Source organism: Microbacterium yannicii, from assembly GCF_024055635.1.
Lineage (GTDB): Bacteria > Actinomycetota > Actinomycetes > Actinomycetales > Microbacteriaceae > Microbacterium > Microbacterium yannicii.
Map to the genome: position 1 here is coordinate 42,846 of NZ_JAMXMB010000021.1, position 17,765 is coordinate 60,610.

General features: G+C 71.5%; 16 protein-coding genes. 9 read left to right on the forward strand and 7 right to left on the reverse strand.

What is annotated here, in order from left to right; translation table 11 throughout:
• Positions 1-9 precede the first annotated feature (9 nt).
• Genes NCG93_RS08985 through NCG93_RS08995 form a run of 3 tightly spaced genes read left to right on the forward strand, consistent with a single transcriptional unit; the run spans position 10 to position 4,605 of the window.
• Complete coding sequence (locus NCG93_RS08985) at positions 10-1,359, forward strand: ATP-binding protein (protein WP_194414330.1); 1,350 nt, start codon at positions 10-12, stop codon at positions 1,357-1,359.
• On the forward strand, positions 1,352-2,032 hold the full coding sequence (locus tag NCG93_RS08990; RefSeq protein ID WP_194414329.1) for a LuxR C-terminal-related transcriptional regulator: 681 nt from the start codon (positions 1,352-1,354) through the stop codon (positions 2,030-2,032). The genes NCG93_RS08985 and NCG93_RS08990 overlap by 8 nt, the downstream gene beginning before the upstream one ends.
• 50 nt (positions 2,033-2,082) lie before the next feature.
• The gene (locus NCG93_RS08995) at positions 2,083-4,605 is read left to right on the forward strand and encodes an ATP-dependent helicase (RefSeq protein WP_194414328.1); all 2,523 of its coding nucleotides are present in this window, start codon (positions 2,083-2,085) and stop codon (positions 4,603-4,605) included.
• Between the two features lie 45 nt (positions 4,606-4,650).
• On the opposite strand, the gene NCG93_RS09000 is transcribed toward NCG93_RS08995, so the two are convergent.
• On the reverse strand, positions 4,651-5,274 hold the full coding sequence (locus NCG93_RS09000; protein ID WP_194414327.1) for a MerR family transcriptional regulator: 624 nt from the start codon (positions 5,272-5,274) through the stop codon (positions 4,651-4,653).
• A gap of 89 nt (positions 5,275-5,363) precedes the next feature.
• Between NCG93_RS09000 and NCG93_RS09005 the strand changes: the two genes are divergently transcribed.
• The 6 genes from NCG93_RS09005 to ligD all read left to right on the forward strand — a co-directional run bounded on the left by NCG93_RS09005 (position 5,364) and on the right by ligD (position 10,022).
• Positions 5,364-5,780 carry a hypothetical protein gene (locus tag NCG93_RS09005; protein ID WP_194414326.1) on the forward strand — a complete coding sequence of 139 codons (417 nt, stop codon included), beginning with the start codon at positions 5,364-5,366 and terminating at the stop codon, positions 5,778-5,780.
• Positions 5,781-5,856: 76 nt separating this feature from the next.
• Positions 5,857-7,050 carry an SseB family protein gene (locus NCG93_RS09010; protein WP_194414325.1) on the forward strand — a complete coding sequence of 398 codons (1,194 nt, stop codon included), beginning with the start codon at positions 5,857-5,859 and terminating at the stop codon, positions 7,048-7,050.
• Between the two features lie 428 nt (positions 7,051-7,478).
• Complete coding sequence (locus NCG93_RS09015; protein WP_194414324.1) at positions 7,479-7,862, forward strand: ArsR/SmtB family transcription factor; 384 nt, start codon at positions 7,479-7,481, stop codon at positions 7,860-7,862.
• A complete protein-coding gene (locus NCG93_RS09020) occupies positions 7,859-8,335 on the forward strand; it encodes an SRPBCC family protein (protein WP_194414323.1) in 477 nt (158 codons plus the stop codon). Before NCG93_RS09015 ends, NCG93_RS09020 begins: the two co-directional genes overlap by 4 nt.
• 15 nt (positions 8,336-8,350) lie before the next feature.
• On the forward strand, positions 8,351-8,935 hold the full coding sequence (locus NCG93_RS09025; protein WP_252787495.1) for a dihydrofolate reductase family protein: 585 nt from the start codon (positions 8,351-8,353) through the stop codon (positions 8,933-8,935).
• A gap of 43 nt (positions 8,936-8,978) precedes the next feature.
• Positions 8,979-10,022, forward strand: a complete 1,044-nt coding sequence (gene ligD, locus NCG93_RS09030) for a non-homologous end-joining DNA ligase (protein ID WP_194414321.1) — start codon at positions 8,979-8,981, stop codon at positions 10,020-10,022.
• Between the two features lie 24 nt (positions 10,023-10,046).
• Here the strand turns inward: ligD and NCG93_RS09035 are convergent, their stop codons facing one another.
• The 6 genes from NCG93_RS09035 to NCG93_RS09060 all read right to left on the reverse strand — a co-directional run bounded on the left by NCG93_RS09035 (position 10,047) and on the right by NCG93_RS09060 (position 17,716).
• Positions 10,047-11,183 carry a serine hydrolase domain-containing protein gene (locus NCG93_RS09035; protein WP_194414320.1) on the reverse strand — a complete coding sequence of 379 codons (1,137 nt, stop codon included), beginning with the start codon at positions 11,181-11,183 and terminating at the stop codon, positions 10,047-10,049.
• A 113-nt stretch (positions 11,184-11,296) separates the two neighbouring features.
• Positions 11,297-12,049, reverse strand: coding sequence for an SDR family NAD(P)-dependent oxidoreductase (locus NCG93_RS09040; protein ID WP_194414319.1), 753 nt, complete (start codon positions 12,047-12,049; stop codon positions 11,297-11,299).
• 7 nt (positions 12,050-12,056) lie between these two features.
• Positions 12,057-13,103, reverse strand: coding sequence for an ATP-dependent DNA ligase (locus NCG93_RS09045; protein WP_194414318.1), 1,047 nt, complete (start codon positions 13,101-13,103; stop codon positions 12,057-12,059).
• Between the two features lie 59 nt (positions 13,104-13,162).
• Positions 13,163-16,105 (reverse strand): helix-turn-helix transcriptional regulator, encoded by a 2,943-nt coding sequence (locus NCG93_RS09050; protein WP_194414317.1) that lies wholly within the window; start codon positions 16,103-16,105, stop codon positions 13,163-13,165.
• A gap of 37 nt (positions 16,106-16,142) precedes the next feature.
• Positions 16,143-16,364 (reverse strand): hypothetical protein, encoded by a 222-nt coding sequence (locus NCG93_RS09055; RefSeq protein ID WP_194414316.1) that lies wholly within the window; start codon positions 16,362-16,364, stop codon positions 16,143-16,145.
• Positions 16,365-16,561: 197 nt separating this feature from the next.
• Positions 16,562-17,716: an AI-2E family transporter gene (locus NCG93_RS09060; protein WP_194414315.1), complete on the reverse strand. Its 1,155-nt coding sequence runs from the start codon at positions 17,714-17,716 to the stop codon at positions 16,562-16,564.
• Positions 17,717-17,765 lie beyond the last annotated feature (49 nt).

Below are 17,765 nucleotides of genomic sequence, written 5' to 3' on the forward strand. Positions count from 1 at the left end.
GATGGCGGCATGCCATCCGACGCGCCGGTCACCGTTCCCGCGGCGACCGTTCCCGCGGACCCCGTGGGTGGCGGGCGCGACCGGCGGCGACGACACGCGGCGCGGCGAGCGCAGGATCGGGCGGAGCGCGCCCGCGTGCGCGCTGCCCTCGAGCGACCAGCCCTCCGGCGCCCCCGGGACTGTGTGGTGTCGGGCGTCTCGTCCGGCCTCGCCCACCACCTCGGGTGGCCCGTGTGGCTCGTGCGCGCCGGCTTCGTCGCTCTGGCGTTCGTCTCGGGTGCCGGCGTGTTGCTGTACGCGTGGCTCTGGCTCTTCATGCCCTGGGACGAGCTCGAGACCGCAGCCGGACCCGCCGCTGCGCCCGTCGTGCAGGTGCCGACGCGGCGGGCGCCGGTGGCGTGGATCCTGACGGCCGCAGCCATGGTCGCGACGCTGGCGACCGTCGGGGCGATCGCGCTGTTCTCGGGGAACGGCACGGTGCAGGCGTCGGCTCCCGGGTGGACGGGGGGCGTCTTCGCCGCGACCGTGCTCGCGGTGGCAGCGGGCTCCTGGGCCACGCTCGTCGATCGCCGGGACCCGGCGCGCGGGCCCCGGCACGAGAACGTCGTGCGGGTGGCGGTGACCGTGGTGCTGATCGTGCTGCTGCTGGCGCAGCTGACCACCCTGCAGCAGGTCGGCGTCGCCGGATTCGTCTATGCCCTGATGCCGCTGCTCGGGATCGCGCTGGTGTACTCCTCCATGCTGATCGACAAATGGCGTGAGCTGTCGGGTGAGCGCGTGCGGCGCATCCGCGAGGAGCAGCGCGCCGAGATGGCCGCGCACCTGCACGACTCGGTGCTGCAGACGCTCGCCCTCATCCAGAACCGCGCCGGTGCCTCGAGCGAGGTCGCCCGCCTCGCCCGCGCGCAGGAGCGTGAGCTGCGAGCCTGGCTGTACGACGGCGACGCTCCCGCCGACAGCGATCTCGCCACCGACCTCCGCGACTACGCGGCCGCTCTCGAGCTCGACTATCCCGTGCGCATCGACGTCGTCTCCGCGGGGCTGCCGGCCGAGCGCGCCAGTGGCGAGGTGGCGGCGGCGTCCCGCGAGGCGTTGCTCAACGCCGCCCGCCACGCGGGGGGCGACGTGTCGGTGTACATCGAGGGCAACGCGAACGCCGTCGACGTCTACGTCCGCGACCGCGGCCCCGGATTCGACCTGCACGATGTGCCCGACGACAGGCTCGGCATCCGTCAGTCGATCCTCGGCCGTATGAGACGTGCGGGCGGATCGGCGACAGTCCGCCGCGGTGCGAGCGGCGGCACCGAGGTGCATCTGCGTTACGCGACAGCGACGGCATCGGAGGTGCGTCATGGCTGATGGCCGGGTTCGCGTGGTGATCGTCGACGATCACTCCATCTTCCGCTCCGGTCTGCGCGCCGACCTCGATGCCTCGATCGACGTCGTGGGCGAGGCAGCCGACGCGGCTGCCGCCGTCGCGATCATCGAGGCGACACGTCCCGACGTCGTGCTGCTCGACGTGCACCTGCCGTCCGGGCAGGGGGCGGCATCCGGGCCTGAGGCCGCAGGCGGCGAATCGGTGATCCGTGCCGCCGGCCCCCTGGTGCCGACGACCCGATTCCTGGCGCTGAGCGTGTCGGATGCCGCGGAGGACGTCGTGCGCGTCATCCGCGCCGGCGCCCGCGGGTACATCACGAAGGGTTCGTCGGGCGCCGAGGTGAGCCGCGCGGTGCACGCCGTCGCCGAGGGTGATGCGGTCTTCTCGCCGCGCCTCGCCGGCTTCGTGCTCGACGCGTTCGGTGCGGCCGTCGGCGAGACCGCCGCGCGGGACGACGAGCTCGATCGCCTGTCGGCGCGCGAGCAGGAGGTCATGCGGCTGATCGCCCGCGGCTACGCCTATAAGGAGGTCGCCGCAGAGCTGTTCATCTCGATGAAGACTGTCGAGTCGCACGTGTCGGCGGTGCTGCGCAAGCTGCAGCTGTCGTCGCGCTACGAGCTGACCGCGTGGGCCTCCGAGCGACGCCTGCTCTGACGACGAGGAGTCGGACGGGTGTCGGCGGGGCGACCTAGACTTGTTGCGATATGACCGATGCCCAAGCGGCCGCGCCGGGCGCGGCATCCGTTCGTCCGATCATTCTCGACGGAACCTCTGCGCCCACCTGGGCAGCAGACGCATCGTCGCGCCCCGACGAGGACCTGCTCGACGGACTCAACCCGCAGCAGCGCGAAGCCGTCACCTACCGGGGGCAGGCGCTGCTGATCGTGGCCGGTGCCGGTTCGGGCAAGACCAGCGTGCTGACGCGGCGCATCGCGTCACTGCTGCGCAACCGCGAGGCATGGCCGAGCCAGATCCTCGCCATCACCTTCACGAACAAGGCCGCCGGCGAGATGCGCGAGCGCGTCGAGCACCTGGTGGGCGACTCGGCGCGCGGCATGTGGATCTCGACGTTCCACTCGGCGTGCGTGCGCATCCTCCGCCGCGAGGCCGAGCAGTTCGGCTTCACGAAGTCGTTCACGATCTACGACTCCGGCGACTCGCGCGCGCTCATCAAGCGGCTCGTCAAAGAGCACGAGGCCGATGCGTTCGGGCTCACTCCGGCGGCGACGCAGTCGAGGATCTCGAAGCTCAAGAACGAGCTGGCGGATGCCGAGTCCTACGCCCGCACGGCCAACATGAGCGATCCCGCCGAGCGGGTCTTCGTTGAGCTCTTCGCGGCGTACCAGCGCGAGCTGCAGCGGGCGAACGCGTTCGACTTCGACGACCTCATCGGGCAGACGGTGTTCCTCTTCCGGGCGTTCCCGCAGGTGGCGGACGTGTATCGCCGGCGGTTCCGGCACGTGCTCGTCGACGAATACCAGGACACCAACCACGCGCAGTACGCGCTGATCCACGAGCTGACCCGCCCGCCGGGTGCTTCGACAGGCTCAGCAACCGGCGGGAGGCCGCTGGCCGGCTCCGGCGGCATGATGATCTTCGAGGCCCCTTCGACAGGCTCAGGGACCGGTGAAGAGGACGGGGCGTCGCTCACCGTCGTCGGCGACTCGGACCAGTCGATCTACGCGTTCCGCGGCGCCGACATCCGCAACATCAGCGAGTTCGAGAAGGACTACCCGGGCGCCACGGTTGTGCTGCTCGAGCAGAACTACCGCTCGACGCAGAACATCCTCTCCGCCGCGAACGCCGTCATCAGCCACAACTTCGACCGCAAAGACAAGCGCCTGTGGACCGATGTCGGCGAGGGCGAGAAGATCATCGGCTTCACCGGCTACTCGCAGCACGACGAGGCGCAGTTCGTCGCCGACGAGATCGAGGCGCTTCGCCGGGCGGGCGTGGACTACTCGCAGATCGCGGTGTTCTACCGCACCAACTCGCAGTCGCGTGCGCTGGAGGAGATCTTCATCCGCTCCGCGCTGCCGTACAAGATCATGGGCGGCACCAAGTTCTACGAGCGCGCCGAGATCAAGGACGCCCTCGCGTACCTCGTCGCCGTGGCGAATCCCGCCGACGAGATGGCGATGCGCCGCATCATCAACCGGCCGCGCCGCGGCATCGGCGACGTGACGATCGAGACCATCGCGCGCTACGCGGTGGACCAGCAGATCACGTTCCGCGACGCGCTGGCGAACTCGTCGGCGCTCGGCGTGGGACCCAAGATCCAGGCGGCGATCGCGCATCTGGATGCGGTCCTGGCCGAGGCGTCCGAGATCATGCTGCCCGCGTCGGGCGAGCTCGCGCCGCCGACCGCGGTGGCCGACGGCCTGCAACTGCTGCTCAACAAGAGCGGGTACTACGACGCGCTGCGTGCCAGCAAGGACGCGCAGGACGAGGCCCGCATCGAGAACCTCGACGAGATGGTGGCGGTGGCTCGCGAGTTCGCGCGCAACAACCCCGAGGGCACGCTGCTGGACTTCCTCACCGAGGTCGCGCTCGTGTCGGATGCCGACGACCTCGAGGACGCATCGGGCTCGGTCTCGCTGATGACCCTGCACACCGCCAAGGGCCTCGAGTACGACGCGGTGTTCGTCACCGGCGTCGAGGAGGACCTCATTCCGCATCGCATCTCGGCGGGGGAGCCGGGCGGTCCGCAGGAGGAGCGACGCCTCTTCTACGTCGGCATCACCCGCGCGCGCAAGCGCCTCTACCTCTCGCTCGCGATGACCCGCGCGCAGTTCGGTGAGGTCACGGTCGCGATGCCGAGCCGCTTCCTGCAGGAGATCCCGCTCGAGCTGCTGCACTGGCGGCAGTCGCCGGGCGATGTCAACTCGCGCGGCGGCACCCAGTCGCGCGCGCTCAACGCGCGGCGCGGTGGCTTCGGCGGGTCGGGTTCCGGGTCAGGGAAGCGCTACGGCGACGACCTCGTGCCGCTCGCGCGTCGAGAGCCGACCGGCAACCTCGAGCGCTTCGCGAACAAGATTCCCTCCAAGGTGCGCGACAACGGCGACATGGAGCTCGCGCCGGGCGACCGCATCCGTCACGAGGACTTCGGCGACGGGCGAGTGGATGCCGTCACCGGCGAGGGCGCCAAGCGCGTCGCGCACGTCCGCTTCGACACGGCCGGGCCGAAGAAGCTGCTGATCAAGATCGCGCCGATCTCGAAGCTCTGAGGCGCCGGCGCTCTTGCGGTCGAGCGGCGAGGGAGCCGCGCTCACTCAACGATCGGGATCGGGGGCGGTTCCGCGCTCGACGAGCAGATGGTGGTGGGCGAGGCGGCGCAGGGCCAGCATGACCGGCTCGTACAACGCGGTGCCGAGCACGGCGTAGGTCACGGCCTCGGCGCGTGACATGCCGCCGATCGGAGCGATCTCCTCCGCGGCGACCTGGCGCATCGCATCGCCGTAGCGGCCGAGCACGGCGGGCGAGGCATCCAATCCCGCCGCATCCAGCGCCTGAAGCGCCTCATCGAGCTGAGCGACCGCGGTGAAGTCGGCGTCATAGGTGAGGCCGAGATCACCGATGACCGCGCGTGCGCGCGGGTAGTCCTGGCGACCGCTCTCGACATAGGGAGGAAGGGCCCCGACGGCGCGGCCGAGAGTCTCGAGCGGGTCGTCGAGCGGGGCGTCGATGAGCGCCAGGACCTCGCGGACGCGGGCGAGCGGCAAGCCGCGCACGTCGGCGAGAGCGGCGATGAGGCGAAGCCGTGCGACGTGCTCCTCGCCGTACTCGGCGCGCGTGGCCGAAAGGGCCTCGCCGCGAGCCAGCATCCCCTCGCGGATGTAGAACTTCACGGTCGCGACCGGCACTCCGCTCCGTTCCGACAGCTCCGAGATCTTCATTGAGGCCCCCTTCCTGCTTGCGGTAGATACTATAGCTATCTAACATTGGAGAGCGTAACTATCCAACGCTCGATCACCAGGAGGAATTGATGGATCCGGTTCTCACGATCGTCGCCGGCGCGACGATCCTCACCGTCATCGGGATCATGTCGGGCGGCACGTTCCTGTTGCGGATCGCCTCACGCGGACTGCCCTTCAACGGCCTGCAGAAGAGCTTCTTCCGCGCCGGCCACGCACATGCCGGCGTGCTCGTGCTGCTCGGACTGGTGAGCCTGCTGCTCACGTCTGCTGCGGGTGCGGCGCTCGCCTGGCAGTGGGCGTCGGTGGGGGTGCTAGCCAGCGCCATCCTGATCCCCGGCGGGTTCTTCCTGTCGGTGCTCGGCCGCGACCCGCAGCGGCCGGGGCGGGCGATCGCGCTGCTGTGGGTCGGAGCGGTGGTGCTCGCGGCATCCCTTCTCGCCGTCGGCATCGGCGTCATCGCCGCGGGGGTCGCGGCGCTGGGGTGACCGCCCGCCGTCCCTGGGCGCGATGGACGAGTTGCTGCGGCGAACCGCGGTCAGGGCGGCGGGTTAGGCTCGCACAATGGCCTTGTTCTCGCGCCGTCCGAAGAAGCCCGCCGAGCCCTCCGAGCCGTCGCCCGTACCTGAGCCGGCAGCGGACGAGCGGGTGGAGCCGGACGCCGCGGACGCCGCGGCGATGTCGAGCGGTCCGGACGTGACGGCTTCCCCGGAGACGTCGACCGAGCCGCCCGCCTCGGCCGCGGCCGAGACGCCGGCCGAGCCGGCGGCCGCGGCTGGCGAGGAGAGCGGCGTGGGATCCGTGCCGATCTCGCTCTCGGCGTTCGGCGGTCTCGGTGCGTCGCCACAGTCCGCAGCGTCGACGCCCGCCGCCTCGGCGGGCCCGCAGGACCCGTCGAGCGGTGACCAGCCCATGCCTTCCGGGCCGCGCCCGCGGCTCGGAACGCGCGAGTGGATGCGCACTGCGCCCGAGCAGACCGAGACGGTCCCAGGCCTGCGCGACAACGTGCTGCTGAGGGCCGCGCTCGGCCGCGTCGGGGATGCGCCGGCCTCGCAGGCACTGCTGGATGTCGCGCGGCAGCTGCTGCAGGGGCACGTGTTCCTGCGCGTCAAGGGCGACGCCCGCACGCTGCTGGCCGAGGGGAAGGGGCTGCCGCTCGCGGTCGCGAACGCGGGGGACCGTACGTTCGCCCTCGTGTTCTCGAGCGGAGCAGCGCTGCAGGCGAGCCTCAAGGCCGACGGAGACACCGACACCTCGGCGATGGGCCAGCCGGTGCTCACGGTGCTGCGGCACGTGTTCGAGAGCTCGTACGACGGGATCATCATCGATCCTGCGTCGACGCCGTCGCGCGCGGTGCTGCCGAAGGAGCTTCTCCAGCGCGCGGTCGATCAAGCCGACCCGCAGCTGACGGTCAAGACACTGCTCGCCGCCGAGCGCACGCCGGAGATCGGCGCGCAGGTGGCCGACGCCCTCACGCGCGTGCCGCTGTGGGTGGCCGTCGGCACGGCGGAAGGGGGAGCGCCCGGGCTCGCCGAGGGTCGCGACGCCGACGGCGCGCGCTACCTCGAGGTCTATTCGCATCCGCTCGAGGTCGCCGTCATGGGCCGTGGCGACAATGCGGCTCCGATCACCGCCGCGCAGCTGTCGCGCGCGCTGCGCACGGACGAGGGGATCACCGGGCTGGTGGTCGACCCCGCGGGCCCGTGGATCCGCCTCACCCGCGACGAGCTGTCGCCGGTGATCTCGCTCGCGGACTGACGGGGTCTTTCCCGCTCGGGGTTGTGCGGCGGCACAGGGACGTTTCGTCTCGCTCGTTCCTCGCTCGCTCAACGACCGGGTGGGGGTCGCGCGGCGGCACGGGGGCGTTTCGTCTCGCTCGTTCCTCGCTCGCTCAACGACCGGGTGAGGGTCGCGCGGCGGCACGGGGGCGTTTCGTCTCGCTCGTCCCTCGCTCGCGCAACGACCGGGTGGGGGTCGCGCGGCGGCACAGGGACGTTTCGTCTCGCTCGTTCCTCGCTCGCTCAACGACCGACCGGTGGGTGCCGGTCGTTGAGCGAGGGAGCGCCAGCGACCGAGATGAAACGCGCCCGGCCGGCGAACGACGTCGGCTCGCGCTGAGGGGTTGACGCGCGCGTCGATGCGCGTATCCTATTCAACATAATCGTTGATAAAGGAAACTGTTGAGCATGAATGATCAGGAGCTGGACCGCGCGTTCGTCGCGCTGGGGGATCCGGTACGGCGCGCGATCATCGCGCGGCTGAGCCGCGGCCCGGCGACGGTGGGCGAGCTCGCGGAGCCGTTCGCGATCACGATGCAGGCCGTGTCGCGCCACATCAAAGTGCTCGAAGACGCCGGCCTCGTCACTCGGTCCCGGGACGCGCAGCGCCGGCCCGTCCACCTCGACGCTTCGGCACTGGAGCAGCTCACCGCCTGGATCGACCGCTACCGACTCGACGCCGAGCGCGCCTACCGGCGGCTCGACGCGGTGCTGGCGGCCGCGGGGGCCGTCGCCGCCTCAGCGCCCTCACCAACCCCTCGCACGACCGACACGAAGGAGAAGGAATCATGAGCAACCCGCTCATCATCGAAGCCGTTCCCGGTACGTCGTACGCCGACATCACGCGCGAGTTCGACGCGCCGGTCGAGGCGCTGTTCCGCGCCCACGCCGATCCCGAACTGTTCGCGCAGTGGATCGGCCCGGGTGACGAGCGCACCGAGATCACGCTCTGGGACTTCCGAACCGGGGGCGGCTATCGCTTCGTCCAGCGCGACGGCTCCGGGGAGTATGCCTTCCGCGGAGTGTTCCACACCGTGCGCGAGAACGAGCTGATCATCCAGACCTTCGAGTACGAGGGCTGGCCGGACGAGGTCAGCATCGACGCGATCCGCTTCGAGTCGCTCGAAGGCGGCCGCTCGCGGATCGTCGACCACAGCGTGTTCTCGAGCGTCGAGGTGCTGGAGAACATGCAGTCCGAGGGCATGGAGCGGGGCATGCGCGAAGGCTACGACAAGCTCGAGCAGCTGCTCGCCGGGGAGCGCTGAGCCATGGGCAAGGTCGTGGCTTCTGCATCCATGTCGCTCGACGGCTTCGTCGCGCACGAGAACAACGACCCGGGGCGGCTGTTCGACTGGTACGAGGTCGGCGACGTCGAGGTCGTCACGGCGAGCGAGCCCGCGTCGTTCCACCTGACCCCGACGAGCGCCGACTACTGGCGCGACTGGATCGGCCAGATCGGCTGTCTGGTCGTCGGACGCTTGCTGTTCGACATCACCGACGGCTGGAAGGGCCAGCATCCGCTCGGCGTGCCGTTCGTCGTGCTGACGCACGAGCCGCCGGCGGACTGGGCCCACGCCCACACCGGCAACGCCCACTTCGTGACCGAGGGCATCGAGGAGGCGATCGCGCGCGCGCAGGAGATCGCCGGCGAACGGACGGTGGCCCTCGCGGCCGGCACGGTCGCCGGTCAGGCGCTCGGCGCCGGCCTCGTCGACGAGGTCGCCGTCGATCTCGTGCCCGTCGTGCTCGGCAGCGGCCACCGCTACTTCGCCGACGTCGACCCGGCGGCTGTGCGGCTGGGGGACCCGACGACGATCATCCCCAGCACGCGGGTGACGCACATGGTGTTCCCGGTCGAGAGGTAGGGATCGGGTGGCCCCTGTCGGGACTGCCCGCTAGCGTCGGACCATGGCGTCCGAACGCATCACCCTCACCGTCCCCGGTCCGGACGGCGACCGCGAGGTCGGCATCTCGAACCCCCGCCGCGTGATCTGGCCCGCGCAGGGAATCACCAAGCTGGAACTGGCCGAGTACCTCATCGCCGTCCAGACGCCCTTCCTGGCTGCCAACGGCGATCGGCCGGTTTCCCTCGAGCGCTTCCCCGAGGGCGTCGACGGCGAGAAGTTCTACTCGAAGAACCCGCCGAAGGGAGCGCCGGCCTTCGTCGAGGCGCAGACGGTCACGTACAACAGCGGGCGGCGGCATCCGCAGATCATCCTCACCGAGATCGCCGCGGCGGTCTGGGCGGTGCAGATGAACACCATCGTGTTCCACCCGTGGGCGTCGCTGACGGCGAACACCGACAACCCGGTCGAACTGCGTATCGACCTCGATCCGCAGCCGGGCACCGATTTCGCGGATGCCGCAGCCGTCGCCCCCGCGCTGCGCGACGTCCTCGCGGAGGCGGGGCTGACGGCGTTCCTCAAGACGAGCGGCAATCGCGGCATCCACGTGTTCTGTCCCATCGAGCCGGAGTGGGAGTTCCTCGAGGTGCGCCACGCCGTCATCGCCGCCGGCCGCGAGCTGGAGCGGCGGCTGCCCGACAAGGTCACGATGAACTGGTGGAAGGAAGAGCGCGGCGAGCGCATCTTCATCGACTTCAACCAGGCCAACCGGGACCGCACGATGGCCGGTGCCTACAGTCCTCGCGCGCTGCCCACCGCGACGGTCTCGACCCCGCTCACGTGGGACGAGCTCGAAGCGGGCGTCGACCCGACGGCGTTCACGGTGCGCACCGTCCCGCAGCGCCTCGCCGACGTCGGCGATCCCTGGGCCGACCTGCTCGCGAAGCCGGGACGCATCGACACGCTCCTCGCGTGGTGGCAGCGCGATCTCGACGACGGCCTGGGCGAGCTGCCCTTCCCGCCGGACTTCCCGAAGATGCCCGGCGAGCCGCCGCGCGTGCAGCCGAGCCGCATCAATCCCGAGAACTGGCCGAAGAACGAGGGGTGATCGAGGCGCGATCGGCGATGCCGCTCAGTCCGACACGTCGGGCAGGTCGCGGATCAGCGCGACCGCGACACCGGCCGCGGTCGCCGGCGTGAGGCCCATCGTGCCGCGCGGGTCATCGGCAGCGGCTTCTGAGACGATGACCGCGACCGCGCCGCGCGATCGGTCGACGACGAGCGCGGTGCCGCCGTTGCCCTGCGCGTAGAAGACGCCACCCGGGGCGTCGACCCACCACTGGTATCCGTAGCTCGTCGTGCCGATGTCCCTCGTGGCGACGAGGGGCGAGGTGGCCTCGACCGCCCACGTCGGAGAGACCACTTGCGTGCCGTTCCAGTCGCCCTCGTCGAGGTACAGCTGGCCGATCCGCAGGAGGTCCGAGGGGCGCAGGCGCAGATGCGAGTAACCGAGGTCCACGCCCTGCGGGTCGGCGGGCCACGCCACCTCGGCGTCGTCGTAGGCCGGGCGCAGCGCGGCGAGTTCGGCTTCGGCGGCCACACGCTGTTCCCACAGCGGATCGGCATCGATGCCCAGAGGATCGAATAGCGCCTCCTTCGCGAACGCCAGCACCGACATCCCGGTCGCCTGGGTGACCACGGCGGCGAGGATGTGGGCGCCGGCGTCGGACGGCAGGATACGGCCGCCCACCGGGTCGCGAGCCGTCTGCCCGGCGAGGATCGAAGCGACCCAGTCCGGGTCGGTCGCGGGGGACGGTGCCACGCGGAGGGGGAATCCCGCGGTGTGCGTGAGCACCGACTTCAGCGGAATGGCGGCCGTCTCCGGCGTCATGATCCCGGCGTATGCGGGCAGCAGCTCGCCGAGCGTGGCGTCCACGCCGCGGATGAAGCCGCGGTCGATCGCGATCCCGACGAGGGTGCCGGTGACGATGCGGGTGACACCCCGCACGTCCCATGTGTCGTCGGGACCGGAGTCGATGTAGCGCTCGTACAGGGGCTCGCCGTGCTGCTGCACGATGATGGCGCGGACCGTCTCCTCCCCGTAGACGACATCGAAGACCGACGCCAGGTCTTCGTCCATCACGTCGGTCGGCGACGGCGAGGGGGCCGTCGCGCACCCACTCGCCACCAGGATGAGGCCCAGGGCGGCGGCTGCGAACGCGCGACGCGCACCGGCGAGGCGCGACGCTGTGCGGTGGTGGCCGGCCATGAAAGCCTCCGTGGCTCTGGCCGCACCGTACACCCGTGGCGATCCGCTGGACAGGGGGTGGCCGCGCGGTCCGGCTCAGGCGCTCCCGTCGCCGCGCTCGTGGCCCCGAAGGCTCAGACCGCCTTGCTCTCGGGGTCGAAGCCGTGGGCGGCGCGCCCGCCGTCGACCGGGAGGACCGCACCGCTGATGAACCCGGACTCGGGCGACAGCAGGAAGGCGACCGCGCGGGCGACGTCGATCGGTCGGCCGACGCGGCCCACCGGGTGCAGCGCGGCCATCTGCTGGTCGGCATCCGGATGCGCGCGGCGGTACTCCTCGTAGCGCTCGGTCGCGATCGAGCCCAGCGCGACCGCATTGACGCGGATACCGTGTGGACCGTGGTCGACCGCGGCTGCGCGTGTGAGTCCCTCCACCGCCGCCTTGGCGGTGGCGTAGGGCAACGCGCCCCGCACCGGACGCTGCGCCTGGTGGGACGAGACGTTCACGATCGAGCCGGGCCGCTCGTGGTTGAGGAAGTGCCGCACCGCGGTGTGGCACCCGACGAGGGAGAGGTTGAGGTTGAGTCCGATCAGGGCGCCGATCTCGTCGGCTGTGGCCGTGGCGAGGCCGGCGTCGCGGAAGACGGCGGCATTGTTCACCCAGCCGCTCAGCTCTCCATGGGTCTCGGCGACCTCCGCCGCGGCGGCGGCCGCAGCGGAATCACCTGCGTCGCCGCGAAGGTGATGCACGCGTGAGCTCCCCTCGACCGCAGGCGCCGGGTCGAGATTGACCACGTGCCCGATCGAGGCGAGGTGCTTGGCGATGACGGCGCCGACGCCGCCGCTCGCTCCGGTCACGACGAACGAGGGGATGCGATCACCGGCCATCGTCGGCTCAGACCAGGACGTCGGCCAGGTCGTACGCCGCCACGACCTCGAGCTGCTCGTAGGTGCACGACGTCGGATCGCGGTCGGGACGCCAGCGCTCGAACTGCACGGTATGACGGAACCGCCAGCCCTCGAGCTGGTCGTACCGCACCTCGAGCACGCGTTCGGGGCGCAGCTTCACGAACGACGAGTCGGCGCGACCGGCCTGGAAGCGGGACTTCTCGCCCTCGCCCTTCAGCGCCTCGCCGTCGGCGTCTCGCTGGACGAGAGGGGCCAGCTCTTCGATGAGCTCGAGGCGGCGCGCGTTGCTCCATGCGGCGACACCGCCGACGGGATAGAGCGTGCCGTCTTCGCCGTACAGCCCGACCAGCAGGGAGCCGACGCCCTCCCCGGACTTGTGGATGCGGTACCCGAGCGCCACGACGTCGGCGGTGCGCGCGTGCTTGATCTTGAACATCGTCCGCTTGCCGGGCGCGTACGGCTGGTCGAGCGGCTTCGCGACGACGCCGTCGAGACCCGCCCCCTCGAACTCGGCGAGCCAGCGGCGCGCGAGGTCGGGATCGTCGGTGGTGCGCGTCACGTGCACCGGGTCGGGCACGTCGCGAAGCAGGTTCACGAGCGTCTCGCGCCGGGTGGCGAACGGCTCGCCCTGCAGATCGCGGTCGCCGACGGCCAGGAGGTCGAAGGCGATGAACATCGCCGGGGTCTGCTCGGCGAGCATGTTGACGCGGGATGCCGCGGGGTGGATGCGCTGCGACAGCGACTCCCAGTCGAGCCGCCGACGGCCCTCGCGATCGACCGGCACGACGATCTCACCGTCCAGCAGACAGGGTTCCGGCAGCACCCGCGCGAAAGCCTCGACCAGCTCCGGGAAGTAGCGCGTGAGCGGCTTCGCACCGCGCGACCCGATCTCGACGTTCTGCCCGTCCCACGAGATCAGTGCGCGGAAGCCGTCCCACTTGGGCTCGTAGCTCAGCCCGCCCGGGACTTTCGCCGCATCGGGGACATCGGGCACGGACTTCGCGAGCATCGGCGCGGGGATCTCGTACGGCATGCGTCTCATCCTGCCGCGGTCCGCCGACACCCGACACCCCGCGTCGGCAGGCGGTGCGGTCAGGCCGGCGAGGCGGCCGAGGTGGTCGCGCTGTACAACGCGGCGGCCTCGGCCCGGTTGGCGGCGCCGATCTTCGCGAGGATCGCCGACACGTGCACCGACGCGGTCTTCGGGCTGATGAACAGCCGCTGGCCGATCTGCGGGTTGGTGAGTCCTTCGGCGACGAGCTCGAGCACCTGAAGCTCCCGCGGGGTCAGCGATGCGATGACCCCGGCGCTCGCCTCGGCGGCGGCGGTTCCTGCCGGAGCGAGGCGAGCCTGCGCCGCGAGCTCTGCAGCCCAGCGCGCGGCCCGCGCGACGCCCAGCGCCGGCGCCTCGGCCGTGACCGCGGCCAGCAGGTCTGCGGCGGCGTCGCGCTCGCCGGCGTCGATCAGCGCCCAGGCCAGGCGGCAGCGCGCCGTCTGCAGGTGCCAGGTCGGCATGCCGCCGGTGGTCAGCTCGTCCACGATGGCGCGCCAGGCCGCCACGCGCTCGTCGGCCGGGGCGCCGTCGCCGTCCGCGAGCACGGCCCGGACGAATCTCGACACGCGTCCCGCGAGCTCGTTGTCGGGCCAGCCGTCGAGGGCTCGCTCGATGTGCGCCCGCACCTCGGCGTCGCCGCGGCGGCCGGGGGAGTGCGTGAGCAGCGCCGCGGTCAGCACGGCATAGCGGCGCGCCGTGCGGCCGCTCTCGGACTGCTCGGCGGCCGCGAGGACGGCGGTGGCGGCGTTCGTCCTCTCCTGGGCGTGAAGGGTCAGCGCCGCGTCGGCCCGCTCGACCGCCCACCACGCGGCCTTCTCGGAGTGCGGCCGCTGCGCCTCGTCGATGCGGCCACGCTCGGCCGCGAGCAGGTCGTCGCGTTCGCGCGGGCGGTCGTCCCACGTCAGATGCGACGAGAGCAGGCGGAGCGCGGATGCCGCATCGGCCTGGCTCATCAGCCGGCGCGCGCGGCGCGCGTACTGGAGCGCGGCCTCGGGCTCTCCGGTGGCGAACAGGGCGAACGCCACCGATTGGGCGATCGCCGCTCCCGAGCCGCGTTCGATGCCGGCGCGGACGACGTCTTCGTAGTGCTGCGTGCCGACGACGACCGCCTCGCGGAGGCGCCCGGCCGACACCAGCATGTGCGTGAGCGCATTGCCCACGTAGGCGCGCATCGACGGGTCCAGCCGCAGAGCGACGGCGCGCTCGAGGGGCGCCAGCGCTGCCGACTCCTGCTCTTCGTCGCCGGCGAGCCGCCACGCTTCGACGGTCAGCGCGACCGCCAGTGCGGCGTCGTCTCCGGCCTCCTCGGCGAGGGCGATGGCGCGGGCCGCATGCTCCGCGGCATCCGTGCCGTGCTCGTCGATCGCCATGTTGGTGAGCACCCGCGACAGCAGCACCCGGGCGCGGGGATCGTCGACGTCCTCGAGCAGGGCGACGGCCTCGTCGAGGTCGGCCGGCTGGCTGGTGTGCGTGTGCTCGAGGTTGAAGGTCTGGACGTATCGCTGCCGTATCAGCGCCGCGCGAATAAGCGGATCGTCGGGGCAGACGGCGAGGCCCTCGTTGGCGGACCGCAGGGCGCGCTCGGCGTCGCCGAGGTCGTGCCAGGCCTGCGCCGCATCCAGGTGCAGCGCCGGCAGGGTGGTCCCGGCGCGGGCCTCCGCATCGGGGACCTGTCCCCAGAGTTCGGCGAGACGCTCCGCCAGCTTCGCGGAGGTGGCGGGGGAGAACCGCGTGCGGGACTGCCGCAGCGCGGCGACCGTCGCGTCGAACGCCGCGGGCAGGTCTCGCGCGGCGAGCCAGTGCTCGGCGACGGCGGAGGCGTCGTCGGGCGAGTCGCTGCGGTGGGCGCCCAGGTGCTCGGCGTAGCGGCGATGCACCCGCACCCGCTCACTCGGCAGCATCTCGGCCTCGACGGCCTCGCGCGTCAGCGCATGGCGGAACGCGTAGCCGGCGCCGTCTGCGGCGATGACGCGCGTGTCGATCGCCTCCCGCACCGCGACGTCGCGCGTTCGCTCATCGAGCATCGCCACGGCCGCGAGCACGTCGTCGTCGACGTGCACGCCGCCTGCGGCCATCGTGCGCACGACCTGCTGCGCGTCGGCGCCGAGCCGCATGTAGCGGGCGAGGACGAGCTCGCGCAGCGTGTCGGGCAGAGCGCGGTCGCCGAGATCGACGAGCTCTTCCACGAGGAACGGGATGCCGCCGCTGCGCTTCGCCAGCGCGTCGACCACCCGCGGATCGAGGCCTCCCGCCAGCTGGTCGACCTGCTCGGCGACCTCGTCGAGCGTGAGCGGCAGGACCTCTACCCGGACGACCGAGCGCGTGCGGTCGAGTTCCGCCAGCACGGGCCGCAACGGGTGGAAGCGGTCGATGTCGTCGGAGCGGTAGGTCGCGACGATGGTCAGCCGCCGGCCCCGGAGCGTGCTGGCCAGGGTCTTCAGCAGGGCCATGGTCGCGGCATCCGCCCACTGCAGGTCTTCGAGCAGGACGACGACGTGGCGGCGCCGAGACAGTCCCTCGAGCAGCACCTCGATCGCCTCGGCGAACTCGCCGGCGGCCTCCTCGGGCTCCGCCGTCGCGTCGGCGATGCCGGGAACCAGCGCCGCGAGGCTCGCGATCGCGGCGGCCGACCCGGCCGCCTCGCGCAGCGCGTCGGTGCCGACGGCATCGTGCAGGTCGCGCAGGACGCGCCGGATCGGCCCGAACGGCGCGCCGATCGGGCCGAGGTCCACGCATTGCCCGAACGCGACGACCGGGCCGGGAGCATCGTCGGTCGCGGCGGCCGGATGCCCCGACCCGAAGTCGTCGGTCGTGACGAGCGCGAGGAACTCCTGCACGAGCCGGGTCTTGCCGACCCCCGCCTCGCCGCGGACCACCACAGTGCGGGGGTGTCCGGCGGCGCCCTCGTCGAACGCCTCGAGCAGGGCGGCGAGCTCGTTGTGCCGGCCGACCATGCGCGGGCTCGAAGAGAGTGCGGGCATGCTCATATGGTGGCACTCCCCACCGACGGGCGGAGCGTCATCGTGTGGCGACGGACGCGGCGCCCCGGCTTGCGGCCATGGCACCCGCTCGGGGCGCCCGATGCGTCGCGAGACGCAGCCACGCGACGAGCGAACGGCGTTGCGGACGCGCCGGCCAGGCAGCCCGCTCCGCCTGCGCGAGGATCAGCTCGTTCTCGCGAGCGAGGTCGCCGGCGCGGCGGTGCTCGAGGAGGTAGCCGGCGTAGGTGATGTCGTTCATGGTCTTCTCCTGTCTGCGGCGGAGCCCGATGCGGTTCCGGTCTTGCTGACAGGTACGACGTTCCTCGCTAAGGGGGGTGCTCCCCATCGGGCAGATGCCCTGTCTTGGCGTATAGGGATGTCTTAGACGCACGGCGCGCGGCCTTAGCCGTGCTTACTTGCGCAGGGGCTCGACGGCGCGGGCGGCGGTGCCGCTCCTCAGCCCGCGACCGGATGCTTCGGCCGGGCCCATCGCGCCGGCAGGTCGGGGCCGTCCCACACCTGGATGATGCCCCACGCCGCGGCGGTGATGGGCACCGCGAGCACTGCGCCGACGATGCCGCCGAGGACCGTGCCCACGGTCAGGGCGACCAGGATGACGAACGCGTGCAGCTTCATCGACCGGCCCATGAGCACGGGCTGCAGGAAGTTGCCCTCGAGCTGGTTGACGAGCACGACCACCCCGACGACCAGGAGGGCGTTGATCGGCCCGTTCGCAACGAGTGCGACGAGCGCCGCCACGATGCCGGCCACCGTCGCGCCCACGATCGGGATGAAGGCGAGCAGGAAGACGAGCACCGAGAGCGGGATCGCCAGCGGCACCTGGAGGATGAGCAGACCGATGAGGATGCCGATGGCATCGACGGCGGCGACGGTCGCCGTGCCGCGCACGTACGAGCCCAGCACCGTCGTTGTCTTGTCGCCGATGCGCTGCGCACGCAGGTAGCTCTCGCCGCGGAACGGGCGCAGGAGGAACTCCCACATCAGCGGACCGTCCTTGAGGAAGAAGAACAGGATCGTCACCATGAGCACGAGCCCGGTCACGAAATTCGCGACCGCCCCGACGCCTGCGAGAGCACCGGAGCCGAACTGCGCGCTCGTGACGAAGTCGGTGAGCGTCTTCACCCACTCGTCGAGCTGATCGGGCTGCACGAAGTCGAACGGCAGCGTCTGCATCCAGGCGAGCAGACGCTGGAAGCCGTCTTCGGCCTGCGCGTACAGGTCGTCCCACTGGTCGCGCACCGCCCACACGATGAGCCAGCCCAGGAGGCCCAGGATCACCACGATGGCGAGCAGTGTGATCAGCGTCGCGAGGATCGATGGAATGCCGCGCCGCCGCATCCAGCTCATCACCGGGTTGAACGCGCACGCGAGGATCAGCGCGATCACGAGCGGGATCGTAACGAGGGTGAGCGACTGGATCGCGAAGAAGATGGCCGCAGCCACCGTGACGACCACGATGATCTGGATCGCCCGGATGCCGACCTTGCCGAAGCCGTCGGCCCACAGGCTCCACGGTGCGCGGGTCGCGCGCGGCTCCACCTCGTGCGACTCGACGACGACGCGCTGGGGGTCGTTCCGGAACAGTCCCATGCGCCGAGGGTATTGGCCCACGGCAGTCCAGGCGTGCGGGTTGCGCGCG